Origin of the sequence: Marasmitruncus massiliensis, assembly GCF_900186535.1 — a bacterium.
Taxonomy (GTDB): Bacteria; Bacillota; Clostridia; order Oscillospirales; family Ruminococcaceae; genus Anaerotruncus; species Anaerotruncus massiliensis_A.
Map to the genome: position 1 here is coordinate 683,105 of NZ_FYDE01000005.1, position 26,611 is coordinate 709,715.

General features: G+C 47.0%; 26 protein-coding genes and 2 pseudogenes. 17 read left to right on the forward strand and 11 right to left on the reverse strand.

All coding sequences use genetic code 11. The features are described from left to right. Nucleotides 1–16 precede the first annotated feature (16 nt). Together C1A10_RS11330 and C1A10_RS11335 are read left to right on the forward strand one after the other, a co-directional pair. Complete coding sequence (locus C1A10_RS11330; RefSeq protein WP_101910368.1) at nucleotides 17–1,549, forward strand: recombinase family protein; 1,533 nt, start codon at nucleotides 17–19, stop codon at nucleotides 1,547–1,549. A gap of 603 nt (nucleotides 1,550–2,152) precedes the next feature. Then, nucleotides 2,153–3,060: pseudogene (locus tag C1A10_RS11335) on the forward strand (MFS transporter). A 109-nt stretch (nucleotides 3,061–3,169) separates the two neighbouring features. On the opposite strand, the gene C1A10_RS11340 reads toward C1A10_RS11335, so the two are convergent. Then, the gene (locus C1A10_RS11340) at nucleotides 3,170–3,505 is read right to left on the reverse strand and encodes a type 2 periplasmic-binding domain-containing protein (RefSeq protein ID WP_145997731.1); all 336 of its coding nucleotides are present in this window, start codon (nucleotides 3,503–3,505) and stop codon (nucleotides 3,170–3,172) included. Here C1A10_RS11340 and C1A10_RS11345 point away from each other — a divergent pair. Together C1A10_RS11345 and C1A10_RS11350 are read left to right on the forward strand one after the other, a co-directional pair. Further along, the gene (locus C1A10_RS11345) at nucleotides 3,483–4,811 is read left to right on the forward strand and encodes an enolase C-terminal domain-like protein (protein ID WP_101910370.1); all 1,329 of its coding nucleotides are present in this window, start codon (nucleotides 3,483–3,485) and stop codon (nucleotides 4,809–4,811) included. The two genes, C1A10_RS11340 and C1A10_RS11345, sit on opposite strands and share 23 nt — an antisense overlap. 60 nt (nucleotides 4,812–4,871) lie before the next feature. Then, on the forward strand, nucleotides 4,872–5,780 hold the full coding sequence (locus tag C1A10_RS11350) for an AEC family transporter (protein ID WP_101910371.1): 909 nt from the start codon (nucleotides 4,872–4,874) through the stop codon (nucleotides 5,778–5,780). 10 nt (nucleotides 5,781–5,790) lie between these two features. On the opposite strand, the gene C1A10_RS11355 is transcribed toward C1A10_RS11350, so the two are convergent. The 5 genes from C1A10_RS11355 to C1A10_RS11375 all read right to left on the reverse strand — a co-directional run bounded on the left by C1A10_RS11355 (nucleotide 5,791) and on the right by C1A10_RS11375 (nucleotide 10,103). Next, complete coding sequence (locus C1A10_RS11355) at nucleotides 5,791–5,940, reverse strand: helix-turn-helix domain-containing protein (protein ID WP_180951110.1); 150 nt, start codon at nucleotides 5,938–5,940, stop codon at nucleotides 5,791–5,793. A 627-nt stretch (nucleotides 5,941–6,567) separates the two neighbouring features. Continuing rightward, complete coding sequence (locus C1A10_RS11360; protein WP_101910373.1) at nucleotides 6,568–7,089, reverse strand: TRAP transporter small permease; 522 nt, start codon at nucleotides 7,087–7,089, stop codon at nucleotides 6,568–6,570. Between the two features lie 11 nt (nucleotides 7,090–7,100). Further along, nucleotides 7,101–8,381, reverse strand: a complete 1,281-nt coding sequence (locus C1A10_RS11365; RefSeq protein ID WP_101910374.1) for a TRAP transporter large permease — start codon at nucleotides 8,379–8,381, stop codon at nucleotides 7,101–7,103. Nucleotides 8,382–8,482: 101 nt separating this feature from the next. Next, a complete protein-coding gene (locus tag C1A10_RS11370) occupies nucleotides 8,483–9,586 on the reverse strand; it encodes a TRAP transporter substrate-binding protein (protein ID WP_101910375.1) in 1,104 nt (367 codons plus the stop codon). A gap of 49 nt (nucleotides 9,587–9,635) precedes the next feature. Next, nucleotides 9,636–10,103 carry a cupin domain-containing protein gene (locus tag C1A10_RS11375; RefSeq protein ID WP_180951111.1) on the reverse strand — a complete coding sequence of 156 codons (468 nt, stop codon included), beginning with the start codon at nucleotides 10,101–10,103 and terminating at the stop codon, nucleotides 9,636–9,638. A 468-nt stretch (nucleotides 10,104–10,571) separates the two neighbouring features. Here C1A10_RS11375 and C1A10_RS11380 point away from each other — a divergent pair, with 468 nt between their 5' ends. From C1A10_RS11380 to C1A10_RS11390, 3 genes are read left to right on the forward strand one after another with little or no spacing between them, the layout of a single operon-like run. After that, nucleotides 10,572–11,321, forward strand: a complete 750-nt coding sequence (locus C1A10_RS11380; RefSeq protein ID WP_101910377.1) for a GntR family transcriptional regulator — start codon at nucleotides 10,572–10,574, stop codon at nucleotides 11,319–11,321. A gap of 27 nt (nucleotides 11,322–11,348) precedes the next feature. Next, nucleotides 11,349–12,191, forward strand: coding sequence for a 5-dehydro-4-deoxy-D-glucuronate isomerase (gene kduI, locus C1A10_RS11385; RefSeq protein ID WP_101910378.1), 843 nt, complete (start codon nucleotides 11,349–11,351; stop codon nucleotides 12,189–12,191). 24 nt (nucleotides 12,192–12,215) lie between these two features. Then, on the forward strand, nucleotides 12,216–12,950 hold the full coding sequence (locus C1A10_RS11390) for an SDR family NAD(P)-dependent oxidoreductase (RefSeq protein ID WP_180951112.1): 735 nt from the start codon (nucleotides 12,216–12,218) through the stop codon (nucleotides 12,948–12,950). Between the two features lie 167 nt (nucleotides 12,951–13,117). On the opposite strand, the gene C1A10_RS11395 is transcribed toward C1A10_RS11390, so the two are convergent. Further along, nucleotides 13,118–13,813: a GntR family transcriptional regulator gene (locus C1A10_RS11395; RefSeq protein ID WP_101910380.1), complete on the reverse strand. Its 696-nt coding sequence runs from the start codon at nucleotides 13,811–13,813 to the stop codon at nucleotides 13,118–13,120. A 501-nt stretch (nucleotides 13,814–14,314) separates the two neighbouring features. Here C1A10_RS11395 and C1A10_RS11400 point away from each other — a divergent pair. The 5 genes from C1A10_RS11400 to C1A10_RS11420 all read left to right on the forward strand — a co-directional run bounded on the left by C1A10_RS11400 (nucleotide 14,315) and on the right by C1A10_RS11420 (nucleotide 19,449). Beyond that, complete coding sequence (locus C1A10_RS11400; RefSeq protein WP_242968979.1) at nucleotides 14,315–15,406, forward strand: TRAP transporter substrate-binding protein; 1,092 nt, start codon at nucleotides 14,315–14,317, stop codon at nucleotides 15,404–15,406. 104 nt (nucleotides 15,407–15,510) lie between these two features. After that, nucleotides 15,511–16,041, forward strand: coding sequence for a TRAP transporter small permease (locus tag C1A10_RS11405; protein ID WP_242968918.1), 531 nt, complete (start codon nucleotides 15,511–15,513; stop codon nucleotides 16,039–16,041). A gap of 6 nt (nucleotides 16,042–16,047) precedes the next feature. Beyond that, nucleotides 16,048–17,337 (forward strand): TRAP transporter large permease, encoded by a 1,290-nt coding sequence (locus C1A10_RS11410; RefSeq protein ID WP_101910382.1) that lies wholly within the window; start codon nucleotides 16,048–16,050, stop codon nucleotides 17,335–17,337. A 101-nt stretch (nucleotides 17,338–17,438) separates the two neighbouring features. After that, complete coding sequence (locus C1A10_RS11415; protein ID WP_101910383.1) at nucleotides 17,439–18,233, forward strand: HpcH/HpaI aldolase family protein; 795 nt, start codon at nucleotides 17,439–17,441, stop codon at nucleotides 18,231–18,233. 85 nt (nucleotides 18,234–18,318) lie between these two features. Further along, nucleotides 18,319–19,449, forward strand: a complete 1,131-nt coding sequence (locus C1A10_RS11420) for an MFS transporter (RefSeq protein WP_101910384.1) — start codon at nucleotides 18,319–18,321, stop codon at nucleotides 19,447–19,449. A gap of 2 nt (nucleotides 19,450–19,451) precedes the next feature. Here the strand turns inward: C1A10_RS11420 and C1A10_RS11425 are convergent, their stop codons facing one another. After that, on the reverse strand, nucleotides 19,452–20,147 hold the full coding sequence (locus C1A10_RS11425) for a FadR/GntR family transcriptional regulator (RefSeq protein ID WP_101910385.1): 696 nt from the start codon (nucleotides 20,145–20,147) through the stop codon (nucleotides 19,452–19,454). Between the two features lie 192 nt (nucleotides 20,148–20,339). On the opposite strand from C1A10_RS11425, the pseudogene tnpA reads away from it, so the two are divergent. Beyond that, nucleotides 20,340–20,804 (forward strand): annotated as a pseudogene (gene tnpA, locus C1A10_RS11430) (IS200/IS605 family transposase). 238 nt (nucleotides 20,805–21,042) lie between these two features. Here tnpA and C1A10_RS11435 read toward each other — a convergent pair. The 3 genes from C1A10_RS11435 to C1A10_RS18860 all read right to left on the reverse strand — a co-directional run bounded on the left by C1A10_RS11435 (nucleotide 21,043) and on the right by C1A10_RS18860 (nucleotide 23,018). Then, a complete protein-coding gene (locus C1A10_RS11435; protein WP_101910386.1) occupies nucleotides 21,043–22,323 on the reverse strand; it encodes a TRAP transporter large permease in 1,281 nt (426 codons plus the stop codon). After that, nucleotides 22,324–22,830, reverse strand: coding sequence for a TRAP transporter small permease (locus C1A10_RS11440; RefSeq protein WP_101910387.1), 507 nt, complete (start codon nucleotides 22,828–22,830; stop codon nucleotides 22,324–22,326). It abuts the gene before it with no gap. Between the two features lie 65 nt (nucleotides 22,831–22,895). After that, nucleotides 22,896–23,018, reverse strand: a complete 123-nt coding sequence (locus tag C1A10_RS18860; protein WP_278309124.1) for a hypothetical protein — start codon at nucleotides 23,016–23,018, stop codon at nucleotides 22,896–22,898. 282 nt (nucleotides 23,019–23,300) lie between these two features. Here C1A10_RS18860 and C1A10_RS11450 point away from each other — a divergent pair, with 282 nt between their 5' ends. The 4 genes from C1A10_RS11450 to C1A10_RS19015 all read left to right on the forward strand — a co-directional run bounded on the left by C1A10_RS11450 (nucleotide 23,301) and on the right by C1A10_RS19015 (nucleotide 26,576). Continuing rightward, on the forward strand, nucleotides 23,301–24,065 hold the full coding sequence (locus C1A10_RS11450; RefSeq protein WP_101910389.1) for an SDR family NAD(P)-dependent oxidoreductase: 765 nt from the start codon (nucleotides 23,301–23,303) through the stop codon (nucleotides 24,063–24,065). Nucleotides 24,066–24,088: 23 nt separating this feature from the next. Then, entirely contained in the window at nucleotides 24,089–25,339 is a 1,251-nt protein-coding gene (locus tag C1A10_RS11455; RefSeq protein ID WP_101910390.1) for an enolase C-terminal domain-like protein, read from the forward strand. 95 nt (nucleotides 25,340–25,434) lie between these two features. Continuing rightward, nucleotides 25,435–26,190, forward strand: coding sequence for a galactonate dehydratase (dgoD, locus tag C1A10_RS11460; RefSeq protein ID WP_242968919.1), 756 nt, complete (start codon nucleotides 25,435–25,437; stop codon nucleotides 26,188–26,190). Then, on the forward strand, nucleotides 26,172–26,576 hold the full coding sequence (locus tag C1A10_RS19015) for an enolase C-terminal domain-like protein (protein WP_341456911.1): 405 nt from the start codon (nucleotides 26,172–26,174) through the stop codon (nucleotides 26,574–26,576). Before dgoD ends, C1A10_RS19015 begins: the two co-directional genes overlap by 19 nt. Nucleotides 26,577–26,611 lie beyond the last annotated feature (35 nt).

A 26,611-nucleotide genomic window follows, 5' to 3' on the forward strand; every position in this document is an offset into this window, starting at 1 on the left:
ATGATTTTGAAAGGAGGTGGAAGCCCTGCGGAACAATCTGCAAAAACCGAAGGTGGCAGCCTACTGCAGGGTTTCCACCGACAAAAATGACCAGTTGATGAGCTTGAAAGCCCAACAGGAATTTTTTCAGGAATATGCACAGAGAAATGGGTTTGAACTGGTGCAGCTCTATACGGACGAAGGAATCAGCGGAACCAAGCTGAAAAATCGAAAGCAGTTTAACCGTATGATGGAGGATGCGCGGCGTGGGCTGTTTGAGCAAGTCTATGTAAAAGACGTTTCCCGCCTCGCGAGGAATGTGGTGGATTTTTTGCAGAGTATCCGCCAGCTGAAGGCACTTGGCATCGACTGCAAATTTGTGACTGCCAATATGTCCTCCAACGATGGGGAACTGACATTGACCATTCTTGCCGCGGTTGCACAGGAGGAAAGCGCTAATCTTTCCAAGCGTGTGAAATTTGGAAAAAAGAAGAATGCAGAACACGGAAGAGTGCCGAATCTGGTATTTGGCTATGATAAAACGCCGGGAGAATACTTTGATCTTGCAGTAAATGAAAGGGAAGCGGAAGTCATTCGACGAATATTCAACTTGTATACGCAAGGCGGGTTTGGAGCAAATAAGATTGCGCAGCTTCTCAATCAGGACGGTATCCAGACCAAACGGGGCTGCCGCTGGTCGCAAAACGCAATCTGCCGTATCCTTCAAAATCACCTCTACACCGGAGTTGTCGTCAACTGCAAAGAGCGCGTGGAAGATTTCTTAACCGGGAAACGGGTGCGGACAAGCCCGGAAGAACGTTTTGTTGCTGAAAAACCCGATCTGCAGATTGTATCGGACGAGCAGTTTGAACTTGCTCAACAGTTACTGGGGAAACGCATAGATACCTTTAAAGCGGATAAGGTACGGCAGTCAAATAAATTTCCGCTTAGCACGCTGATCCGATGTGAGGACTGCGGACGCAGCTTCCGCCGCGTTTGCCATAAGCGGCAATATGGAGATTACATTAAATGGGCCTGCAGTACCCGCAACAGCGAGGGAAAAGACGCCTGCGGCAACCACACGATTGTGGACGAGGAGGAACTCTTGGAGGCAATCCGGAAATATCTTGCGGATCAGGTTTCCTCTCCGGAAAAATTATTGGAACGTACGGAAGCGGAGCTGCGCAAAAAATACCGGCCGGATAGGGAAGAGGAAGGAGAGGAGGCGCTTCTTCTTCAACTTTCGAACCTGAAAAAAGCAAAGGCGAAACAGACACAGATGTTTGAGGCGGATATCATAACGCTGGAGGAGCTGAAGGAACGCACTTTGCAGCTCAACCAATCAATTTCCCGCTGCGAGGCACAGCTTGCGCTTCTGCGTGATGGACAGGGCGTTTTAAACGGGTTGGAGCAGATGGTCAAAAAATATTGCAGCAGCATCCGCGATGTACTGTCTGCGGAAATGGTAGACAACGCGATGCTGAAAAAGGTCATCGACAAAATCACTGTCTCGAATGACGGCACCATTCGCGTTCATTTAAAATTGTTTTCCCAGCTGGAGCTGGATTAAAAAGAGCAGCCGGAGTTACGGCTGCTCTTTTTGTATAAACCCGTGTTAGATGCGGGGTTCGGTAGAGCTTTAGCGATAAGACATAACAAAAAACTCCTTTTGATGTTTCTTGCGGTCTGGCAACTGCAAGAAACATCAAAAGGAGGACTGACACACATCGTTTATCACATACAAGTTGGAACTGCAAATATCATGTAGTTTGGACACCGAAGTATTCCCCGCAGTAGCGAAACGGGTTGGAATCCAGCGATTCCGGATCGGTTTCGATACCAAACGCATCATATTTGTAATTTTTTAGCGGATTGTAATTGGCATCATACCGCTGGATCACATCGCCATTACAGAGGAAATAATCGGAGAGATGATTTGCGAAGATAGAATATGGGCATCATTCGCTGCCTATTGGTAGCATTTTACCTGCTGTTGTGGTAAAATGGTGGAAAAGTTACTTTTGATTGGAGATTTCTTATGAAGCTCTGCATTGACACGGCTCCGTGCAAGGTCTGAACCGGACGAAGCTGCACGGAGCGGACTCATTCTCGCTCGTTGGGCTTTGCACTTTTTTAAAAATCACATTATTTGATTTAAAAGAGGAGCAAAGTCGTGAAAAATAAAATTTTAACCGATATCAGGGAGCTTCGCACCTTCCTGATTTTACGGGTGACCCAGCCCCTTTCGACACTGGGCAGCTCTATGACGAGCTCTGCGCTGGTCATCTGGTCCTATCAGCAGGAAGGTTCGGCGCTTACCACCTCGCTGCTGGCTGTCTGTTCCTGCGCACCCTATGTTCTTTTGAGCATCTTCGCAGGCGTTCTGAGCGACCTCTGGAACAAAAAGCTTACCATGCTGGCAAGCGACAGCTTTGCCGCGCTCTGCACCGTTTCGGTGTTGGCGCTGCTGGCAACCGGCCACCTTAAGATTTGGCACCTGTATGTGATTAACATCCTAAATGGATTGATTAACACCGTTCAGTAACCAGCGTCTGATGTGGCGGTCAGCCTGCTGTCCCCGCAAAAGCACTATCAAAAAGTCAGCGGGATGCATTCTTTTCCCATTCGCTGATGACAGTGCTTCCCGCACCAAAAAGCCGGGTACGGGTGCTTCTTAACGCCCTGTTGTTTTCCATGAGCACGGAGAATTTCATTCTGGCGTTTGGCAGGAGCACGCCGGTGTGGTGCTTTGGCGCTGTCCTCGGATGGGTTTTTATTTCGGTAATGAGCGCCAACATGGATGTTCTTTTCCGCACCAAAGTTTCCATCGAGATGCAGGTGCGTGTCTATTCGGCAAGGAAGGCCCTCCAGTTTTTCACCATTCCACTGGGATATTTATGCGGCGGCCTTTTGGTGGAACGGGTATTCGAGCCGTTTATGGCGATGCCGCCCGTGGGTAGCCTGTGGATAACGCTGTTTGGTTCCGGAGCGGCCTTTTTATTTTTGGTAATCGGATTTTTCGGATCCCTGTCCTGTCTGCCGTTTCGGGCAGACAAACATATTCGCAAGCTGGAAGAATAAGCAAGCAATTGTTAAGACTGTGTGCAGCCGGACTAACCCCGCTGCCCATCCCAGGAACGGCAAATCCGAAAATGGAATATAAAATTCCGGCAGAAAAAAGCAACGGAATTTAATCGGTGTTTTCCAGGTGAAACAGCGGATACCCTTTGATTAGTTCAACAAGGAACTTTTCGGGTTCGAAACTGCCTTTGTTTTTAACTCCCTGTGCGTAAGGGATGGGCACAAAAGCAATACCTGCGCCTTTCGAAACCATTGCCAGCGTGGCGCGGTTACTGTTGAGCTCACAGATGACATTGGGTTTGAAAAGAAGACTTTTAAACAGCTCGTCCTCCACTAACCGTATGAATTGGAACCTCAGCTTTTTAACGGTATAATAGAACACAGAATCAAGTGGAACTGAGATATAGAAAGGATGCGCTTTTATGACCCCAACCATCGCAAACATGGAAGTATTCCCTGTGGCAGGCAAGGACTGCATGGAGCTGAATCTCTCCGGTGCCCATGCTCCCTATTTTACCCGCAACATTGTAATTCTGACCGATTCCGATGGACGTACAGGTGTAGGCGAAGTCCCCGGCGGCCAGAAAATCACTGCCGCACTTGAGAGCGTGAAAGAATATGTGGTGGGTACCAGCGTCGGTACTTATAAAAATACCCTGAAAAAGGTGTCCGATTGGCTGAATGCAAATATTAAGGATGACATCCGCGGCCTGCAAACTTTTGACCTGCGCACGGGGGTCCATGTAATCACTGCGATTGAAGCGCCTATGCTGGACTTGTTTGGCCAGTATTTGGAGGTTTCTGCAGCGGCCCTTCTTGGAGACGGTATTCAGCGGGACCGCGTCCGCTTTCTCAGCTACCTGTTTTTTGTAGGCGACCGCAAAAAAACAGATTTGCCATACTACTCTGAACCGGACTCTGACTGCGATTGGTACCGTCTGCGTCATGAAGAAGCGATGACCCCCGATGCCATCGTCGCGCTTGCGAAAGCGACGCAGAGGAAATACGGATTTCAGGACTTTAAGCTCAAAGGTGGCGTACTGGCGGGCAAAGACGAAGTCAAAGCCGTCGCCGCCCTGAAAGAAGCCTTCCCAGAAGCCCACATCACACTGGACCCTAACGGCGGCTGGCTGCTGAAAGAGGCGCTCGAGCTCGCCCCTGAGCTGAAAAAAGTGCTCACCTACTGTGAAGACCCGTGCGGTGCGGAAGGCGGCTTCTCCGGCCGTGAAATCATGGCGGAATTCCGCCGGGCAACCGGTATGCCCACCGCAACCAATATGATTAATACGGACTGGCGCCAGATGTGCCATTGCATTTCCTTGCAAAGTGTAGATATTCCGCTTGCCGACCCGCATTTCTGGACCATGAGCGGTTCTGTGCGCGTTGGACAGATGTGCAACGATTTCGGCCTGATGTGGGGCTGCCATTCCAATAATCACTTCGACATTTCACTGGCTATGGTTGTGCAGTGCGCTGCCGCAATTCCGGGAAAAATGAACGGCATTGATACCCACTGGATCTGGCAGGAAGGCATTGAGCGCCTGACCAAAAAACCGCTGCAGATTGTAGACGGCTGCATTGATCTGCCCCAGAAGCCCGGCCTTGGCATCGAAGTGGATCGGGAACAGGTTCTGAAAGCCCACCAGCTCTATCTTGACAACTGCCTCGGTGCGCGTGATGACGCCATCGGCATGCAGTATCTGATCCCCGGGTGGAAATTCGATCCCAAATGCCCCTGCATGGTCCGCTGAATACTGATACTATTGAAGATGCCTTTGACGGCAAAGGCATCTTCCTTTTTGGGAGGCATCATGGAAAACTTCTTAATGATGGTCAGAATACAGGCCATTTTGCTGATTTACCTGCTGGTAGGCGTTTATGCCCGCAAAAAAAACATCATCACCGACAACAGCCAGCAGAGTTTTATTGATTTTCTTATCCGCATAGCATTACCCTGTATGGTATTTGAATCGTTCAACCAGGAGCTCACAGCCAGGCAATTATTGTCCGCATCACTCATTCTTGCAGTGGCGTTTGCTGTTTCCCTGTTCAGTCTGCTGCTTGGCAAAGTGCTATTTCGCCATTATCCGGCGAGACGAAAAAGTATTCTGCAGTATGGCGCGCTTATCAGCAATTCCGGATTTGCCGGACTGCCATTGGTGGAAAGCGCTTATGGAAGCCTCGGCCTTTTTTATGCTTCCGTTTTTATTATTCCAAACAGGATCTTTATGTGGAGCGCCGGAATTTCGCTGTTCACACAGGCGGACTTTAAGAGCCGTATGAAAAATATCCTGCTGAACCCCGGTATTATTGCCGTTTTTCTTGGCATCTTCAGAATGCTGACCCGTTTGCCTTTTCCCGCTTTTGCGGACACCGCCATAAAGTCTATTGGAAACTGTACCGCATCGCTGTCTATGATTGTTGTGGGAACAATTCTGGCCGATATTTCGCCCAAAAGCGTTTTTGACAGGGATGCTTTCCTGCTCAGCTTCATCCGGTTGCTGGCACTGCCGGGTTTCACGCTCATCCTGTTAAAAATGGTGAATTTTGACATGACTGCCACAGCGGTAGCGGTCATCCTCACTGCAATGCCGGTGGGCACTACCACCGCGCTTCTGGGCAAAAAATATCATGCGGATGCGGAATTTGCCTCAAAATGCGTATTTGTTTCCACTGCGTTAAGTCTGGTGACCGTACCGTTTCTCACGCTGTTTCTATAAAGTTCTTCGCTTATACCTCTTCTTCCAGCCCGTATTTTTTGATGCGCCTCCAGAGCGTTGTCTTCCTGATTCCGAGCTCGGCAGCGGTTTTCCCACGGTCGCCCTTATATTTTGTCAGAATCTCTCTCAGCTGCTCTGCCTTGGGACTGCTGTACACCACAATCTGCTCTAAATGCTGCTGTTCACGGATGACGGGATTATCGATAAAAGCCGTGCCCTTTTTGAAATGAATTCTTTCTCATTTCTCTCATATTTGCATTGTAATAGTTTGTTCATGAATTTCCATTCGCAAAAAACCTAATCTTTTTGAAATAGTATAGATATTTGCATTATAATTTCATTTTTTGCTTCTATTAATTTCAAAAATGCTTATTTGTTTCATGATTTTTCACGTTTTTCGTTTTTTATAAAAATTTTACCTGCTTCGTACGCTGTTATGAAATTTAAAAATCCGACAGCGTGGAAATGAAGAAGAAATGACATTTCCAAATACAGCCCAGAAAAAGACGGCAACAGATATGAACCCATAGTTTTAAAAAGGCTGTATGGCTTTTCCCGGCGTATATGCCGGGAATCAGCGGAGACAAGAAGAAGGTGGCTGCCTAACGGCAGCCACCTTCTTCTTGAATGATTTGGTTCATATTAAGAAACAACGATATGTTCACGCTGAAATCATATTTGCGAAATATGAAAGGAGACTGAATTATCCGTGCCTTTTGATGCGCTTATAAACTGTTCCTTGCACCGTCTTCGCTGTATCATATCGCAGAGAGCGATCGAACGTGATTTAATTGGGGCTTGAATATACATATTTCGTTAGAGACTGCAAGTGCTTTGCCAAATTTCTAACTGTGTACAACAGCATAATGGAAAAATTAAATGGCATGCACAGATAAAACCATCTCTTTTGAAGCCTGAGCACCGGGCTGGTCTGCACAGCTTCAGTGGTCAGCTGCCAACTATAAAAAATAAAAATCAATAAAAACAGCGCGGATACAACATCTATGAATAGTTCAAGAATCGAGCACCACTTGCATTCTCCTAACTTCATTTGAATCAAGTCTACCCGAAAGTGTTGGTTCATTCTGGTTAGAAGAGATGCCGCTGAAAATACCATCCATGCAAATAGCAGTTCTACAATTTCATCAAACCATCCCATCGAGAAATTCGAAAATACAGAAAGGACGGGAATAAATCTGAAAAACACATTGAAGACCAAAATCACAAAGAGCAACACTAAACAAAGAAGCACGATCATTTTTAAGGTAGTAAAAATCGCTCTGTCAACTTTATTCCAAATAGCTTTCATAGAGAACCTCCCTACGCAAAAAGATTGGGAAGAAACATGGAAATGGGCGGGAAAAATGCAACAAGAAGCAAAACAAGGAAAATACCAATCAAGTATGGTAATACTGCCTTAGATAGACTTACAACATCAACATCGCAGATACTGGAGACCGCATATAAACTCATGCCTACCGGTGGCGTTAATAACCCGATCATAGACGCGAGAATCATAATGACCCCGAATTGAACAGGATCCATTCCCATCTGTGTAATGATTGGATAAAAAATCGGCGTTGCAATTAGGATTACGGCAGTTCCTTCAATAAAACACCCAAGTATCAACAAAATAGCAATAATGATTAAAATCAGAATATAAGGGTTGGATGTTAATGAGGTCATTCCGTGGATTACTTGATCAGGAATTTTCTGATGCATGAGAAAATACGCTAGAAAGTTTGCGATTGCAATGATAAACAGAGTTTTGCATGACTGAAGCATCGATTCGAAAAGTATAGTTTTGAGCTTTACAAATTTAATTTCTTTATAAACAAGTGTTCCTAGAATTAATGCATATAAACAAGCGACGGCCGCTGCTTCAGTCGGAGTAAAGATTCCGCCCCAGATGCCCCCAATAATAATAATGATTGTGAAAAGCGATGGTACAGCCTTTATAAAATAGTTTACTCGAAGTTTGAATGGTACCCGTGGCTCCACAGGGTATTTTCTTTTGACGGAAGTATAATATACGGCAATCGCCATTGCGATTGCCATCATGAACCCGGGAATAAACCCGGCCATAAACAGTTTACCGACAGAAACACCGACAATCGACCCGTAGACAACAAAAGGAATGCTTGGGGGAATGACTGGCCCAATGGTCGAGGATGCAGCGGTAATACCCGCTGAAAAAGTCTTGTCAAAACCGGCGTCTCCCATTGCTTTCATTTCAATCGCACCGAGTCCGGCAGCATCCGCGACCGCCGCTCCGGACATGCCGGAGAAAATTACGCTTGAAAAAATGTTAACCTGTCCAAGACCGCCCGGGCAATGGCCGCAGCAGGCCCTTGCAAAGTTAAAAATGCGGTCTGTAATACCACCGATATTCATTAAGTTCCCGGCGAGAATAAAAAACGGTATTGCAAGCAGTGTGAAACTGGTTGTACCTGTGTAAGTGCGTTGCGCCATGACAGCCAGAAAATCACCTTGTCCTAATGCACTGAAAATGCCGACCGCAGTCAATCCCATACTGATTCCGACGGGAATTCCGATTGCCATAAGTCCAACTAACAGGATACAAACAATCAATGCCAGCATAGTGTCCCTCCCTTACTTTAAAGCAGCAGCCAAACCGGCCGTTTTTGATAAAACTCGGTTTGGCAGCAGCATACACTACTACCAAACCGAGAAGACAAATGCTACTTCTTCCTGCAGTCATCAACCATTTTTAAGAATGTATCAATATACTCTTGATTTCCGCAATATTCTGAAATTGCTTTATAAGATGGTTCCATTAGAGCCGCAAATTGAGCACGGTCAGGATAAGTAACCTCCATCCCTTGTTCTTCCAGCAGCTTAATATAGTTTTCTTCTGAAGATTGGATTGCTCCGCGCATATAATCAGCTGCGTTTTTGCTTTCTTCCCTGATAATTGTCTGCTGCTCGGGAGTCAGTTTTTCCCACGTTTTTTTACTGATCACAAGGTTCATAGAATTATAAACATGGTTTGTAATCGCAAGATATTTCTGGGCTTCGTAATATTTGTTGTAATAAATTACAGCAAGAGGATTTTCCTGCCCATCTACAACGCCCTGCTTCAGGGACAAGTAAAGCTCGTTAAACGCAATTTTCTGTACATTGGCGCCCAGAGCCTCCATGCAAGACTGCAGCTGAATTTCACCGGGCGTACGGATTTTCAAACCGGAAACGTCGGCCGGAGAATTCACCGGATGTTTGCTGTTGGTTAGGTTACGGAACCCGTAATCCCAGCTTCCGACAAAAACCAAACCCTGTTCGTCCAGATCATTGACTGTCCAATCGTAAAATGGACCATCAAGTACGTCATACGCGTGTTGATAATTGTCAAACACAAAGGGGAGCATCACTGTTGCAAATTTTTTCGAGTATTTATCAAGAGATCCCTGGGTACCTAAAGTCATGTCAACTGCGCCGAGTATATTTTGTTCCAGCATTTCATCCGGTGCGCCCAGTTCATTGTTTGGATAAACTGAAATATGAATCGCACCGTTTGTTCGCTTTGCAATATTATCTGCAAACATTTGAGCCGCAATGCCGCCGGGATGATCCACAGCCGCATAATGCGCCAGTTTCATTTCGATAACCGGACCGGACGCTGTGGTCTCGGAGCCGGAACTTGAGGCGGCAGAGGCTTCTGATGATGACGCTGGTTGAGATGAGGAAACTGGGGCTGACGAAGATGAACTGACCGCTTTATAGTTTCCGCATGCAGTCGTAGAAACTGCCAATGAAAGGGCAAATACAACAGACAACAGCTTTTTCATAACTTTTCCTCCTCATGATATGTATTGAAATTGACACAACTGCTTGTGCTTATTTTTTAGACATTGCTGCCATTACCGCCTTAAACCAGGTTTCAATTCCCGCATCAATTTTGTTCTCGGGGTAGCTTCCATCGGGATTCGGCATGGTTTTGTATTTTTGCATCCGCTCAACGTGACCGCCAACCCCATCCCTAGGAGGGGAGAAAATGTCGATGCCCTTAAATCCCGTTAGTGTTTTACCACCGTGCTCTACACCGCCCGGGTGAACACATACATCTCCGGCTTCCATATGAAACTCTTTCCCATCCACAATGTGTTCCTCGGTGCCTTCCAGCATAATGAGAATCTGTTCACAATCGTGGCTGTGCAGCGGGAAAGTTGCTCCCGGGGGGTTCTGAATAAAGCTGATTTGGATATTATCTCCCAGGATAAATTGTGTGTTAATGTTTTCTTTTTCTACCAGCGGTGTAAACGGGAGTGCATCAATGTGATAGACAAACTGCTTTCTTTCGGCCATAATAATCCTTCTTTCTTTTGCCGTGCACACTTTCAACATTTTTTTATGTTTTTGTACTAGTTGCATAGTATACACAAGAATTTGATCGAGGTTTTGTCTTTGTACACATGATATACTCTTTGACGAAAGAACGTCAATAGGCTTGTTTCAGTTAAAAAATCTCTATTTGTATTTGTAGAACAAGAATAAGAAGATAAAACCAAAATAGCTAATTTAAACAAATAAATTAGCTACATAATATAAAAATTAAAGCAAATTTTAGCGATAAAATATATTAAATGCTTTAATTCCAGAAAAAATTATGAGGTGAATTCAAATAAATTGATTTAAGTTTCTTTAAGTTTTGTATAATTGAACAAATAAAAAAAATAAACTTAGGTGATTGCATAATTGACTTTTAAGTTCGTCATTGGTATCATAATTTTGTGCTTGTATACATGTATATGAGATTAATCAGAGGGGTACCAAATGGACAAAATAGGAAGAGCGGCAAACATTTATGTTTCAAATTATGACATCTATACCATTCTCCGAAATGAAATACTGGACATGACAATTCCACCGGGACAGTTGCTTTCTGAAAATGCGGTTGCAAAACGGTTTGAAGTCTCCAGAACACCAGTCCGAACTGTTTTTGACTGGCTGCGCAAGGACGACCTGATTGAAGTTCATCCTCGAAAAGGTACATTTGTGAGCTTGCTGGATTTAGATATGATTGACCAGATTATTTACATGCGTACCATGGTGGAAGCCGGTGTCATGACCAAAATTGCAAAAGAACGCCCGCCGATGGTGATAGAGAAGCTGCGGGCAAACATTAAACAGCAAAAATACCTGATTGATTCCGGCATCACGCCCAAAGAATTTTTTGAAGTTGATAGCGCATTCCATGAGCAATGTATGATTGCTGCAAAAAAACAAAAGCTCTGGCAGATGATCCGTCATTTAGATGTGCATTATTCCAGATATAGAATGCTTGATTATACAGTGACCTATCGGTTTGAGGACCTGTATGAGCAGCATTGTCAATTGTTTCGTTATATGGAGACGGGTCAGCATGCAAAAATCGCCAGCGCAATTAAAGTCCACTTATTCAGCGGATTTATTTATATTGGGGATCGTTTGACCACAGAATTTAAGGATTATTTTTCAGATGGGAAGCGTTCGATTTATGAAATCCTTACAGACTTGCGGGCAACGATTGACGATATAACATAACAAGAATAGTTAAAGGAGGGCCTAATCTTGGAAATTCGTTATTCCGTGAACCCTGAAGATTTTAAAGGCTATCACACTGAGGAGATGCGCAAGGAGTTTTTAATTGAGAATCTCTACCTCCCGGATAAGGTCGTTTCAGTCTATTCCCATGTAGACCGCATGGTAACGCTTGGCTGCATGCCGGTTAATGATACCGTTTCCATTGACAAAGGCCTGGATGTATGGAAGAACTTTGGAACATCTTATTTCCTTGAACGTCGCGAAATTGGTATCTTTAACATTGGAGGAGCAGGCAGTATTTTTGTGGATGATATGGAGTATCCGATGGGCTTTGAAGATTGCCTGTATATTGCCAAAGGGGCAAAGAAAGTCCTGTTCAAAAGCGATCATACTGAAAATCCCGCGAAATTTTATATGGTCTCAGCACCAGCACACAAAATATGCAGAACAACATTTATCTCTATCAAGGATGCGAATAAGCGCCGCTTGGGCGCAGCAGAAACCGCAAATGCCCGCACTCTCAACCAGTTTATCCATCCAGACGTGCTTGAAACCTGTCAGCTTTCTATGGGCCTGACCCGGCTGGATCCGGGATCAGTTTGGAATACGATGCCTGCGCATACCCATGAGCGTCGTATGGAAATTTATACTTATTTTAATCTGTCTGAAACTAATGTTGTGTTCCACATGATGGGGGAAGGGCAGCAAACCCGCCATATTGTTATTCAGAATGAGCAGGCAGTCATTAGCCCAAGTTGGAGCATTCATTCCGGATGCGGAACCAGCAACTATACCTTTATTTGGGCAATGGGTGGCGAAAATCAGGCTTTTGATGATATGGACAGCATTCCGACTGAAAACCTTCGCTAGACGAGACAAATGAAAGGAGAAGCTATGTCTAAGAAAATTTTTATCACTGGAGCAGGCACAGGAATAGGCGCTGAGACTTCTCGTCTTTTAGCTCCCGGGAATGAATTGTTTCTTCATTACAATACGTCTGTTGATGCTGTCTGCGCGGTCAAAGAGGATTGTGAAAAAGCCGGTGCTTTAAAGGTACATCTTTTACAGGCTGATATCATGACTGAAGAAGCATGCCAAAAATTAGTCAGCGATTTGCGTTCGTTGACTGATTCACTCGATGTCCTCGTCAATAATGCGGGCGGAATGATTCGCCGGCAAGCTGCCGACCAGCTGCAATGGGAAACTATGGAACAGATTTTTTCGCTCAATGCATTTTCTCTTTTTAAAATAACATCATTATGTATTCCTTTGCTAAAAAATGGTACAGATCCCAACGTCGTCAATATTTCATCAATCGTAATCCGCCATGGCGGCGCAGGTTCGACCCTTTATGCAGCTGCCAAAGGTGCGGTAGACGTTTTTACCAGGGGACTTTTCCGCGAACTTGCTCCTGCTATTCGTGTCAATGCAGTTTGTCCAGGGGTTATCGATACTCCTTTTCATGAGAAAGTGTCTACACCGGAACAGATGCAGGCTTGGGCGCAGGGGAATCCATTAAAACGCAACGGCTATCCGATTCACATAGCAAAAGCAATTAAGCTTTGCGTTGATGACGATTTCATTAATGGTGAAACCATAGATGTAAACGGAGGACAAATGATTCGATAAAACGGGCAAAAAGAGAACGATGCAGTTTTTATTTTAAACTGCATCGTTCTCTTTTTATAGGAAGAAAACCATTCGTCCAGCGAGTAGTTCCTAATACAAATACCGGAATCGGAAATTCTGGCGCCGGGGGTATTCACTTACTGTTTTCACGATGCTCTTTCTTACGGCTACTCCAATGGAGCGAAGTAGCTCCAAAGCTCCGTATAAATTTGGCTGCCCAGCCGTCGTACGCCGCCATACAGATGCTGTTGCATTAACTGTTCAATTGCCGCGATTGGGATTTTCCGGTCTATAATATCCATCATTTGCTTATGCTCGGAAAGAACATCGGGCACATTGTTTGCTTCAACGATGTCTAACATGCAAAAACGTGTATAGTCTGCCTGCGGATGGCTGAATGCGTTCCACAGGCAGACTTTGTCCGTTTCACGGAACCAGACTTCATGCATGGCAAAATCGAGCTGTAAAAAGCGGTCGATATCGAAAGAATCGGTGCCGTCGGTGAGTTTATTTGCCTCGCTATTCATTTGCTCCAGCTTATAGCGGACATGTTCCGCAACCGGAGGGCTGCACTGCAGGACGAAATCGCGCAGCACCATCGTTTCTACCGCCACACGCTGATAAATCAGTTGATTCATAACGCTATAATCAATAGGAGTGACAAAGGTTCCCTTATAGGGGATGATCTGTACAAAGCGATTTTGCTGCAGCCTCTGCAAGACACTGCGAATAGGAGTGCGGGATACAGAAAATCGCTCGCACAGCTGGTTCTCACTGAGAGTTTCGCCTGGCTTCAGCTTTAATGTAACAATTTCACGCTCCAAGATGGCGTAAATCTCTTCATTTGATAAGAAATGGTTCAACCGCGCTACCTCTTTCTCATTGCATATCCTGTATACAACTAGTAAATTCACACTATCTCAGATTCTAAAACAAAAAGATAAAATTGTCAACAGTTGTTATTTATTCGATAATTAAATCTCAAATCAATAATTATTTGTACAATTTATTTCAATTATTTTATGTAAACTGCTAAAACACACCTGTATACAAGCATAAATAATTCAGTACATGTCTTAACAAATTGGCAATGATTATGTTATATTCAACAACTGATTGATTAAATATTAGGAAGATATAAACAAATCAATCTAAAATGTAGAATAAAAAGTAAGGGTTGAATTCCCAAAAGTTCTTTGCTATTATTGGGGAAAACAAGCACAAGCCCCGTGAATTGCATAGGATAACCCGGTTTATTGGCTTGGTGAATTGGCTACTGGCCAAGAAGCAGGACCTACAAAGCTTGTATACAGGAGGCTCGAAATAAGGCTTGTAACATTTAAGGAGGCTTATTTGTGAAAAAGATGATCGCACTTGTCCTGAGTTTTGCAACGGCGTGCAGTCTGACCGCCTGTGGCAACAGCGCTCCGGAATCCACGAAGACTTCTTCCACCGCACCCGCCGGTTCTTCTGCGACCGCCAGTGCTTCTGCGGCTGGCGGAAGTGAGGATTCCTTTGCTGCTCTGGGCGACTTCACCATGACGGTCTGCCATGCGCAACCCGAAGGCAATCCTCGTTTTGTTTCTATGGAAAAGTTCGCCGCCGATGTTGCGGAAAAGACAAACGGCCATGTAACTGTTGAGGTATTTGGCAATGGCCAGCTGGGCACCGAGAAAGAGATGCTGGAGCAGGTCGTTCAGGGGACTGTGCAGGGCATGCGCGGCGGCCAGTTCGATTTCAGCCCCCGCCTGCTGATGTTCACGCTGCCGTTCCTCTCCAATACCCGTGCTCAAATCACTGCTCTGCTGCAAAGTGATCTGGCCAAAAAAGTTTGTACCGAAGCGGAAGAAGCGACCGGCACTGTCATCATTAACCTGTGCGATGCCGGCGGCTATCGTCAATTTTCAAACAATTCGCGCCCGATTAAACAGCCGTCCGATCTGGCAGGCCTGAAGATGCGCACAAACGGTATGAAGACCATCGATCTGACTTTCCTCACTTTGGGCGCCACCACAACGACCATCCCCTATGCCGACCTGTACATGGGCCTCAAGACCGGCGTTGCTGACGGTCAGGAGAACCCTTGGGTGAACGTTGAAGGCATGAAGTTCTATGAGGTGCAGAAATACTTCACCGAGGTGAACTACCAGTTCCATCCCGATCCTTTCTATGTAAATGCTGCCTGGTGGAACGATCTGCCTACCGATTATCAGAATATCATCAGCGAATGTGCTGCTGAAATGGGCAATTACAATGACCAGTTGATTGACGAAAACAGCGAAAAAGCCAAACAGGTCATTATCGACAGCGGCGCAGAGGTGTATGTGCCCACTGCCGAGGAGCTCGCTGCGTTTCAGAAAGCCTGCGAGCCCGTGTATCAGGCCTGTGTTGATGAAGGCATTTGCAGCCAGGAAGAAATCGACGAGATGATTAAAATTGTAGCCGATGCCGGCTGATCGTTTCTCCCAAACACTTTTTGCGTAAGTAAAAAGGGAGGGGCTTAGCCTCTCCCTCTTTGAGACTTTTGCGGTAGACCGGGGGAAAGAAAGGGAGACTGTTCATGGATCAAAAGAAAAAAATCAGTCAGAAGCTGACTGATTTGTATGCTGCCGTCGGTACCGTGGCTATGGGATTACTGGCGTTGCTGGTCGTGTTTACCGTTATCATGCGGTATTGCTTCTCGCTTAGCTGGAAAGGCCTAAGCGAGTTCAATGTAGTGCTGTTTGCGTTTACTACCTTCTGGGGCATGGGTCTCAACATACTGAAAGGCGAACACGTGATGATCGATATTTTATATGATGGCGTTAAGCCCGCTGCCAAACGCTGGCTCAGCGTATTCAATTACATCGTTGTATTGATTGTTGATCTGGTGTTTACCTATCAGGGCTGGCTGTACACTGCCAAAATGGGCAAGCAAATCAGTCAGGGCATGGAAATCCCCATGTATTTCATGTATGGCATTATGCCTGTGTGCGGGGTGCTGTGCGCGATATGCGTTGTGGCGAAGATCGTCGAATTTATCATGGCCGACATTTCATATTTTGCCCCTCGTAATAAAGCAGAGACCAAAAAACCGGAAGAAAGGGGCTGACGCATTATGGCAATGCTGATTTTACTTGTGCTGCTGATCATTTTTGCAGCCCTGGGCGTGCCCCTGGCCTTTGCCATTGGCGCTTCCTGTGTTTCTTACATCGTTACGAATGCTCCCAATTTTATGAGTATGGTACCCCAGCGCGTATGGAACGGTGCGTTCAGCGAACTCATGATTGCGATGCCGCTGTTCATGCTGGCCGGTGAACTGATGAATACCGGCGGCATCACCAAGCGCATTATCAATTTCTGCCTGCAGCTGCTGAAACCGTTTCACGGCGGGCTGGGCGAGGTAAACATCGTTGCCTCCATGATCTTTGGCGGCATTTCCGGATCTTCGGTGGCCGACACCTCGGCGCTGGGCAGTATTTTGATTCCTGCCATGGAGGACCACGGTTATCCGCCCGATGCGTCCGCCGGCATTACGGTGGCTTCGTCTACCATGGGAATGATCATTCCGCCCTCCACACCGATGATCGTGTATTCCATGATCTCAGGCGCCAGCGTGGGTGCTCTGTTCATAGCAGGCGCTGTGCCCGGCATTCTCATCGGCCTGACACAGTTGGTTCTGGTTTTCTGGATCAGTCATAAAAAGCGCTGGCATCCCGCCCGTACACCCTTTGTGGCGAAAGAATTTGCCGGCGCGATTCTGTCCGGTATTCCGGCGCTGCTAATGCCTGTGTTCATTATACTGTGCGTATCCTTTGGCATCTGCACCGCCTCTGAAAGCGCCGGAGTGGCCGTTCTGTATGCTCTTTTAGTCGGTTTCTTCATCTACCGTGAACTTACCTGGAAAAGCGTTTGGGAGGCCCTCAAGAAAACGCTGATCTCCTCATCCGCCATTATGCTTATCATCGGTTTTACCACCATCTTTACATGGGTACTCACCATGCAAAAGGTACCGCAGATAGTGGCGGCGTTCTTCAGCGGTCTCAATATGCCCGCTTGGGGCATTGCGTTGATGTTCGATGTGCTTATTCTTCTGATCGGCACGTTTATCGATGTCAGTCCGGCTATTTTACTGCTCACGCCCATCATGCTGCCTGTTATGCAAAGCTTTGGATTCTCGGCGCTGCAGTTTGGCGCTATGATGATCACCGGCCTGGCTATCGGCTTGGTCACGCCGCCGGTAGGCATGTGCCTGAACGCCTGCAATAAGATTAACCGTATGCCCGTAGTAGATATCTTCAAAGGTGCGATGCCCTATGTTACCTGCAATGTAATCGTGCTGGTTTCGATCAGCCTGTGGGGTCCGCTCACTACCTGGCTGCCCCAACTGCTGGGGTACAGTCTGTAAGTCGGAAACCCTCAGCATAGAACCATGGACGGCCCGTCCGCCCCGATGCGGAATGGGCCTGTCTTTTTATGTACGTTTTATAAAAAAGGAGCTGTTTTATCATGACATTGAAAGAAAAAATAAAGAGAGGCCCCGTGTTTGGAATGGCTTGCTTCACCGGCACCACCTGCATTATAGAGAACATTGCCATGTCCGGCCTTGACTTCATCTATCTCGACCTCGAGCACACGAACTGGATGCTGAACGAAGAGTTTGAAAAGCAGATTATGGCCGCCCGCTTGCATGACATTTCGGTGCTTGTGCGCATGGCCGATGATGACGAAGTGGCTATCCGCAAGGTGCTGGAATGGGGCGCCGACGGTGTCGTGATCCCCCATTGCAAAACGGCGGAGATAGCCCGCCGCTGCGTGGAGGCGGCCAAATTTTCGCCCATGGGCCGCCGCGGAGGAGAAAACAACGTGCGCGCTGCCGGATTCGGCTATCACAATTTTGATTGGAACGCCTACATGGCGCAGCAGAACCGTGACACAATGGTAATTCCTATGGATGAGGATTATGAATTCACCGATAACATTGACGAAATTTTAGCGGTAGAGGGCGTGGATGCTGTCAACTTCGGTCCGATCGATTACGCGGTGTCTAAAAACCTCAAAGTAGGCTATTCCATGGGCGAAGAAGTGAAAGAGGCTTTCCATGTGCTGGTGAAAAAGGCTAAGGCGAAAGGAATCGGCGTACTGGGCCCTGTGGTGCCGCCTACGTCTGAAAACCTGAAAAGCGCCATTGCCGACGGCTATAATATGATTATTTTGGGCAATGACATGTGGCACTTCCAGGGAGCTTTGAAGGGCATGATGAACACTGCTGTCGACCCGCTGCGCAAAGAACTGGACCTGTAAAGCAATTACCTTTCCATGCAGCGCCGGTTTACCGACGCTGCATTTTTTCAATCCGTCATCCTCAAAAAAGCAGGGGGGCTGTTTTATGACCACACGTCAGGCACGGCGCATGCAGTGGATTTGTTTTGTTACCATGGCACTTAATGGTCTGTACGCCACCAGCGGCAGTCTTGTAATGCCGCTTTTGCGCGCACAGTACAGCTTGAGCTACGACATGGGCGGTATGCTGCTTAGTGCACTTAACTTCGGCAATCTGCTTACCAGCTTTGTATGCGGCGTACTGGCAGGCCGTATTGGCCGTAAGCCGGCTTTACTGCTGTTAACAGCCGGCTCATATCTGGGCTATCTGGTACTTAGCTTCACCGGCATGCCGATTCTCATGCTGGTGTGCTTTTTCGCGGTTGGCGTTTCCAAGGGTGCAGTTTACAATATGGATAATACCATTGTCCCCGAGTGTTCTGAGAACAAGACCTACAGCGTCAATATTTTACACGCCTGCTTTGCCATTGGCAGTCTTTTGTGCGCGCCGCTGGCTGCTGTATGCTGTACGCGTTCGATACTGTGCCTGACGCTGGCGGCGGTATGCATGGTGTTGCCCTTGCTCTATATCATGAGCCCTCTAAGTAGCCGGCTCGCGATGACTAGCGTACAAAAAGGCGGCTGGCGGTTTTTGCGTCGGAAGAGTTTCTGGGTATCAGGCCTTTTGATATTTTTTGAAATTAGCGCCGAAACCGCTGTCTCCGGCTGGATTGTCTCCTATTTTCAGGACAGCAACATTATGAGCCGTGCAATGGCCCAGATGATGCTGTCGCTCAACTGGATTCTTATGATGGCAGGCCGTTTGCTCGTGGCTTTTGTGCCGCTTCAAGTGAATCCGCACAAACTGGTGTTGGGGCTGGCTGTGGGCACGGGGGCCAGCTACGCCGTTATGTTGATAGCACGGGCACCCGTGTCTGCGGTACTGGGGCTGTGTGGTTTCGCGCTGTGCGTGGCTCCGGTACAGCCCACGGTACTGGCGAATCTTGCACCCGAAGACGGAACATCTCGTGCACTTTCGGTGCTGCTGCCCATAGGCTCTGCGGGAGGTATCTTTATGCCGGCTGTTACCGGATGGGTGGCTTCTGCCACGGGTATATGGGGCGGCATGGCCGCAATTGCGGTTGCCTGTGTGGCTTTGATGATCTGCGCGTTTTTGAATATGCGAAGCCTACGATAACTTTATATATCCGGTGTCGATAAATTTTCATTATCAATTTCGAGGTCCTCTATGCCCTTTTGCAGGTGCTCACGCATAATGCTGCGCGCTCGTTTGCCATCATGCTTTTGCAGCGCATCCAACAGTAGGGTGTGATAATAAATACCTCCATAATAACCAACCGCGTTATTAAGTTGTACATGCCGCTCGCTTTTTTGCTTTAAAATATCGGACATAACCGTTTTTAGGACTGTGTTGTTCATTACGTTGCAAATTTCCTGATGAAAATCCATATCAGAATGGACGAAGCTCTCACCATGCCCGATTTCAGCCTTCATTTTCTCTAAAAGAAAGGTTAGTTTTTCAAGAGTTTCAGGTGTAATTTGTTGTGCAACAATGCTGCAAACTTCCGGCTCAATTAGCAGACGAAATTCGAGCATCTGTTTCATATCTGAAAAGTTCTTATCCGGTGATAGTCCATATCCGAATACCTCAAGGTTGTCCGACAGCACAAATGTTCCTTTGCCATGCTGACTTTGCAGAACATTAAGGGCGATAAACTGTTGAAGTGCGCTTCTGACACTGATGCGGCTTACCCCGAGTTCCCTGCAAAGCTTATGTTCCGACGGTATTTTGGAACCGACCGGCCAAATGCCTTCCCGGATATTTTTTTTCATATAGCTAACCACGCGACTTGTCACATTCTTTGTGCCTACCATCGGTGAACACCCTTTCTGCTACTACTATGGAATGGTAATACAAGTATATTTTATTGTCGTACGAAAACTCCCGGCTGTGCCGGGAGTTCAAAAAAGCTTTAGCGATGAGTATAGCAAAAAACCTCCTTTTGATATAATGAAGCTGCGGTCTGCCAACTGCAACGAGACATATCAAAAGGAGGAACATTCGACATGAAGACGAATGATATAGATAGTTTAAATCATACGAGCTGAAATTGCAAATACCATATAGTGTTTGCCCCAAAGTATCGAAGAAAAGTAACATACGGAAATATGCGGGCTGAGATAGGAAAAATACTGAGGGAGTTATGTAACTGGAAACAGGTGGAGATCATAGAAGCGGAGGTGTGTCCGGACCATATACACATGTTGGTGAAAATACCACCAAAGATGAGCGTTTCCGGATTCGTAGGATTTCTCAAAGGAAAGAGTACCTTGCTGATATTTGAGCGGCATGCGAATTTGAAATACAAGTATGGAAACCGGACATTCTGGTGCAGGGGCTATTTTGTGGATACGGCAGGGAAGAATGATAAAGCAATAGCCCAATATATCAAAAATCAACTGGAAGAAGATCAGGTTGAAGACCAGATGACACTCAAGGAGTACGTAAACCCGTTTACGGGTAGCAAGTAACAAACTTTTGCAATTGGCAGACCGTACCAGCGCCTTGAGGCGCAGCTAGTAAAACAGGGCTTTGCCCGCATATGGAGAACCCCCGGCTTTGCCGGGGGGTAACTATTTTTTTATTTTAAAATCAACCATGAACAACCGCCGCCCGTTTTTTGGCGGGCGGCGGTTGTTGTCCGCTGTATGGGTGTGTTCAGATAGGGCTTTGTAAAATGGGCCGAAAAAGAACAGACGTTATTTTATATCAGGCGAACAGATTGGGGAGAAACAGGCAGATGCCCGGTATGTAGGCCACTATGAACATAACGAGGATAAACATAATAATGAATGGCCACATTTCCGGCAGCAGCCTTGAAAACCGGACTTTGCCGACCGCACTGGCAACATACAGCGTGATGCCGACGGGAGGGGTAATGCCGCCAAGAATGAAGGTGAGCACCATAACCATACCAAAATGGATGCCGTCAATGCCTAGCGACGCTGCGATTGGCTGAAAAATTGGCACCATGATGATTGCCGCAGAGGTGGTATCCATAAAACACCCAATAACTAACATGCAGAAGATCATCAGTAGCATCAAAAGATTAGGATCTGACGATATGCCAGTTAGAAGAGCACTGACCTTTGCTGGAAATTTTTCAATTGCAAGGCAATAACCAAATACAGTTGCGCTGGCAACAATCAGCATGGTCATCCCACTTGTTTTACAAGCGCTAACGATGGTTCGCACGGAGCGCTTAAAATCAAATTCTTTGTAAACAAAGATGCCGATTAACAGCCCATATCCACCTGCAATTGCGCCAGCCTCAGTTGCGGTAAACACACCCGAAAGTGTACCTCCGATTATGATCAGTGGCATGATCAGCGCTGGAATAGCGTCAATAAAACTTTTCCAAAACCGTTTCAGATTGAATGTGTAATGTGTATTTCCGTTGTATTTTGAGGGGCAGCGCTTCGCCTGCACAAAAGCATAGGTCATTTGTGAAAAGCAAACCAGTAGTCCAGGAATTACACCTGCCATAAATAATTTTCCGCAGGAAATGCCTGTGATGGAAGAATAGAGTACCATCAGAATTGATGGGGGAATAATGGAGCCGATCGTAGCGGAAGCTGCGGTAATCGCGGTGGAATATGCGCGGTCAAAGCCTTCCTTTTCCATCCCGGCCACTTCCATGACACCAAGAGATGCGACATCGGCAGTTGTAGAGCCGGAAATACCGGCAAACAGCGTAGAGGCCAGTACGTTGACATGCGCAAGACTACCGGGGATGAATCCGACCAGTTCGTTTGCAAAATTAAAAATGCGCTTGGTGACACCGCACTCGTTCATAATCTCTCCGGCGAAAATGAACAAGGGAATTGCCATTAGCGTAAAAGAATCACTGCCGGCAAAAATACGCTGTGTCAAAATAATCAAATTTTCATTGTGTGTTGCAAGGTATAGCACGGAACACAGCCCCATAGTAAACACAGCCGGCACGTTTAACAGGAGCAGTATAAAAAACAAAAGCAGCATCAGAGTCATTCAGAGCGCGCCCCCTTCTTCGGAAGTGATATCCGGATCCAGCTGAGGGATGCGCTCCGGATGAAGAATATTGAGCGCGATCTCAATCATCATGCCAAGACCTCCGACCACCATAGCGGAGTAAGGAATCGCCATCGGAATCTGCATAGCGCTGGATTTTACAGTAATGCTAGTGAGAGTCATTTTGATCGCCTGCCATGTAAAAATCAGTAAAAAAAAGAAGACTAAGATCCGTCCGCACAAATTAACCGTGTCACGCATTTTCGTGGGCATTTTGTTAACAAAAATATCAAGGCCAATGTGGCCGTTGTCTCGCATGACATAAATGGCACCGAGATAAATCACACCCGCGAAACAGTAACGGCTAAGTTCGACGGCATAAGTAATAGGGGCATTAAAAAAATAGCGCATAATCACGTTAAGTGTCGTAACACTGAACATTGTAATAAAAAGCAGAATCATGAGCGTATAAAGGAGCTTATCAACTATAGCCTGCACTTTTTTCACAGTTTTGCCTCCTAGTCAGGGTTGTTGTACGCGGAACTTTCGTTCCGCGTACGTCGTTACGACAGTTATTTTGCGGAAACCTGCGCAGACTCAAGAATTTTCTTAGCGGTATCACCTTTCATGCAATCAAAGGTGGTGTAATCAATTTTTGCTTTCATCGAATCCACGTCGGTGTCCACAATCGTCATGCTTTCCTTAAGGATGTCTCGAGCGGCGGTGTCATTTTGCTGCGTCAGCTCCAAACCGAATTTAGAAGCGGCCCTGGCTGCTTGGGTCAGGATGTCCTGCTGTTCTCCTGTCAGACCCTCAAATACTTTATGGGAGATGGAAGGGCTTGTTTCTCATTATATCCCGTTCAGCAAAATCAATGAGGTATTTTACCATATTGATCATCCGGATGCCAGTGTAAAAAAAATGATAATCATTTTTGATAGATAATGCAAAAATAGGTATTAAAGGAGCAAATGATCATGGTTTCTAGTAAATTTGATGTCGCAGGGAAATGCTGCATTGTAACCGGCGGCGCTCAGGGGCTATCCCGCAGCATGGCGGAAGGCCTGCTTGAGAACGGCTGCAAGGTTGTACTGATGGATGTCCAGAAGGAAAAGCTGGAGGCTGCCGTGTCCGAATACCGTTCAATAGGCTATGACGCCTGTGCCGTATCCGGCAATCTAGCCGACCGCGCCGAAATAGACCGGATGTTTGAGGAAGCAATGAAATACCTTGGAGGAAAGCTGGATGTTCTTGTGCCGGCTGCCGGTATTCAGCGCCGCCATCTGCCAGAGGAATTTCCCGTTGAGGAGTGGGATTTGGTGCTGGCTGTCAATCTGAACCATGTCTGGCTCATGTGCCAAAATGCGCTGAAAGTTATGCTTAGGCAGCCCACCGGCGGAAAAATCATCAACATTGCCTCTATGGTGTCCTGGTTTGGCGGTACGACCGTACCCGCTTATACGGCGGCTAAAGGCGCTGTGACCCAGCTGACCAAATCGCTGGCCAGCGACTGCGCAGGGCGCGGCATCAACATCAATGCGCTTGCCCCCGGCTATATGGATACCGAAATGAACAGCGGACTGACCGATGCCCGCAAAGCGGAAATTTCTCAGCGCATTCCGCAGGTCCGCTGGGGAACCGGAGAAGACATGAAAGGCCCTCTGCTGTTTCTGGCTTCCGGCGCTTCCGACTATCTGAACGGCGCTATTATTCCGGTCGACGGCGGTTATCTGGTGAAGTAAATACTGTTACGGAGGAAATTTAAATGAGCCCCAAGATTCAGGATGTGCAGGTGATCTGCACTGCGCCGGAGGGTATCAATCTGGTAGTCGTCAAAGTGCTGACGACGGAGGACGGACTGTATGGATTGGGCTGTGCCACCTTTGCATACCGCCATTTAGCCGTAAAACTCCTGATTGAAGAGTATATCAGGCCGCTGATTGTAGGCCTGGATGTGAGCAATATTACGGAAATCTGGCAGCTGATGCACCAGAACGCATACTGGCGCAATGGCCCCATTGAAAATAACGCAATATCAGGCGTCGACATGGCCCTATGGGATATCAAAGGGAAAATGGCCGGCATGCCGCTTTACCAGCTGTTCGGCGGAAAAGTGCGGGAAGGGGTTCCCGTCTATCGCCACGCGGACGGCAGGGACGTAAATGAAATCTGCGAAAATATCGAGAAGTACCGCGGTATCGGCATCAAGCATATTCGCTGCCAGTGCGGCGGCTATGGCGGCGGCGGCTACGGCGCCGCGCCAACAAGCGCGCCGGCAGGCGCAACCCCCGGTATCTATCTGGACGGCGGGAAATACATGCGCGATACCGTGAAGCTGTTTGAAGGAATCCGCAGCAAAATCGGCTTTGAAATGGAGCTGGTGCATGATGTGCATGAGCGCATTCATCCCGCTGACGCCGTTCAATTCGCAAAGGAAATGGAACCGTTCAAGCTGTTTTTTCTGGAGGATACCGTTTCTCTGGAACATTTGGACTGGCTGCGCCGCATCCGTTCCGCCACGACTACCCCGCTGGCACAGGGCGAGCTGTTTAACAATCCACAGGAATGGCAGCAGCTGATCAGTAGCCATCTGATCGACTTTGTACGTGTCCATATCAGCCAGATCGGCGGCATTACACCAGCGCGTAAGCTGGCCCTGTTCGCAGAGCAGTACGGCGTACGGATCTGCTGGCATGGGCCCGGGGACATGAGCCCGATTGCGCACGCCGCGAATATTCATATTGACCTTGCCGCCCCGAATCTGGGTTTACAGGAATGGAGCGGCATTGAGCCGCCCAATTTCGTGATACAGCAACTCAAGGGCCCGCGCGGAGCACTGCTGGATGTTTTCCCGGGATTGCCTGCCTACGGCAACGACGGATTTGTTTATGCCAATGACAAACCCGGTCTCGGTGTGGACCTTGTCGAAAAGGAAGCCGCAAAATATCCCTGTGAAAATACGGTGACAACCTGGACGCAGACGCGTTTGCCGGATGGCTCTCTGCAAACACCGTAACCATCTTTTTAAACATTGAAACGGCGCTTCGCACAAAAGATTCTTACTTTTGTATGGAGCGCCGTTTCCTATCAAAAAACCGGAGGCAGATTGCTGTGAAAATTATCGGAGTTCATACCTATCTTGTTCGACCCAGATGGGGATTTGTAGAAATTCTCACGGATGCCGGGATATCTGGTTGGGGAGAACCCGTGCTTGAAGGACATTGTTCTACGGTTCAGGCTTGCGTGCAAGAAATGGAGTCATATTTGCTTGGTGAAAACCCAATGTGTATTGAGGATATTTGGACTAAACTTTTCCGCTGTGGCTTTTATCGCGGCGGCGGCGTGCTAATGAGCGCTATTTCCGGAATTGATCAGGCACTTTGGGATATCAAAGGCAAGTATTTTGGAGTACCTGCTTATGAACTATTAGGCGGTGCATGCCGTAATAAAGTTAAGGTATATTCATGGGTCGGCGGGGATCGCCCGGCTGATGTTGCCGCTGCTGCAAAGGATCGCAAAAACGCAGGTTTCCCGGCCGTTAAAATGAATGGAACAGAAGAATTGCAGATGATTGACAGCTATGAAAAAATAGATGCTGTATTAGAACGTGTAGCGGCCGTAAGAGAGCGCTGTGGTAAATATTTCGGAATCGCAATAGATTTCCATGGCCGGGTTCATAAGCCATTAGCTAAGATCCTGGCAAAAAACTGGAAGAATTCGACCCTATGTTTATTGAAGAGCCCGTCCTGTGTGAAAACATGGAATATTTTCCTGAGATTGCAGCGGCATGCAATATTCCGATTGCCACGGGAGAACGTCTTTTTACAAAATATGATTATAAGCGGCTATTGCAAACCGGCGGCGTAGATATCATACAACCTGATCTTTCTCATGCGGGCGGTCTGACAGAAGTCAAAAAAATTGCCTCGATGGCAGAGGCCTATGACGTAGCGCTTGCGCCCCACTGCCCTCTTGGCCCTATTGCACTGGCTAGCTGCCTTAACATGGATGCAACCTGCTATAATGCGATAATCCAGGAGCAAAGCGTCGGTATTCATTACAATAAAGATCAGAGCGTTTCAGACTATGTGAAAAATAAAAGTGATTTTACGGACGGCTTTATTAATTTGCCATGCCTACCCGGTCTCGGAGTAGATGTAAATAAAGAACTTGTGCTTGAGGAAAACAAAACCCCTCATACTTGGAAAAGCCCGGTTTGGCGGCATAAGGATGGTTCGATTGCAGAGTGGTAAATAATAAGGGCTAAGACTTTACTGTAACAACAGTA

What these genes read in the sequence shown, in the direction of transcription:
- C1A10_RS11455 (WP_101910390.1), top strand. Translation starts at nt 24,089, where the DNA reads ATGAGCCCCAAGATTCAGGATGTGCAGGTGATCTGCACTGCGCCGGAG.
- C1A10_RS11450 (WP_101910389.1), top strand. Translation starts at nt 23,301, where the DNA reads ATGGTTTCTAGTAAATTTGATGTCGCAGGGAAATGCTGCATTGTAACC.
- C1A10_RS11420 (WP_101910384.1), top strand. Translation starts at nt 18,319, where the DNA reads ATGACCACACGTCAGGCACGGCGCATGCAGTGGATTTGTTTTGTTACC.
- C1A10_RS11390 (WP_180951112.1), top strand. Translation starts at nt 12,216, where the DNA reads ATGTCTAAGAAAATTTTTATCACTGGAGCAGGCACAGGAATAGGCGCT.
- C1A10_RS11370 (WP_101910375.1), bottom strand. Translation starts at nt 9,586, where the DNA reads ATGAAAAAGCTGTTGTCTGTTGTATTTGCCCTTTCATTGGCAGTTTCT.
- C1A10_RS11365 (WP_101910374.1), bottom strand. Translation starts at nt 8,381, where the DNA reads ATGCTGGCATTGATTGTTTGTATCCTGTTAGTTGGACTTATGGCAATC.
- C1A10_RS11425 (WP_101910385.1), bottom strand. Translation starts at nt 20,147, where the DNA reads ATGGTAGGCACAAAGAATGTGACAAGTCGCGTGGTTAGCTATATGAAA.
- C1A10_RS11380 (WP_101910377.1), top strand. Translation starts at nt 10,572, where the DNA reads ATGGACAAAATAGGAAGAGCGGCAAACATTTATGTTTCAAATTATGAC.
- C1A10_RS11410 (WP_101910382.1), top strand. Translation starts at nt 16,048, where the DNA reads ATGGCAATGCTGATTTTACTTGTGCTGCTGATCATTTTTGCAGCCCTG.
- C1A10_RS11415 (WP_101910383.1), top strand. Translation starts at nt 17,439, where the DNA reads ATGACATTGAAAGAAAAAATAAAGAGAGGCCCCGTGTTTGGAATGGCT.
- C1A10_RS11405 (WP_242968918.1), top strand. Translation starts at nt 15,511, where the DNA reads ATGGATCAAAAGAAAAAAATCAGTCAGAAGCTGACTGATTTGTATGCT.
- C1A10_RS11360 (WP_101910373.1), bottom strand. Translation starts at nt 7,089, where the DNA reads ATGAAAGCTATTTGGAATAAAGTTGACAGAGCGATTTTTACTACCTTA.
- C1A10_RS11350 (WP_101910371.1), top strand. Translation starts at nt 4,872, where the DNA reads ATGGAAAACTTCTTAATGATGGTCAGAATACAGGCCATTTTGCTGATT.
- C1A10_RS11340 (WP_145997731.1), bottom strand. Translation starts at nt 3,505, where the DNA reads ATGTTTGCGATGGTTGGGGTCATAAAAGCGCATCCTTTCTATATCTCA.
- C1A10_RS11345 (WP_101910370.1), top strand. Translation starts at nt 3,483, where the DNA reads ATGACCCCAACCATCGCAAACATGGAAGTATTCCCTGTGGCAGGCAAG.
- C1A10_RS18860 (WP_278309124.1), bottom strand. Translation starts at nt 23,018, where the DNA reads ATGACGATTGTGGACACCGACGTGGATTCGATGAAAGCAAAAATTGAT.
- C1A10_RS11375 (WP_180951111.1), bottom strand. Translation starts at nt 10,103, where the DNA reads ATGGCCGAAAGAAAGCAGTTTGTCTATCACATTGATGCACTCCCGTTT.
- C1A10_RS11435 (WP_101910386.1), bottom strand. Translation starts at nt 22,323, where the DNA reads ATGACTCTGATGCTGCTTTTGTTTTTTATACTGCTCCTGTTAAACGTG.
- C1A10_RS11400 (WP_242968979.1), top strand. Translation starts at nt 14,315, where the DNA reads ATGATCGCACTTGTCCTGAGTTTTGCAACGGCGTGCAGTCTGACCGCC.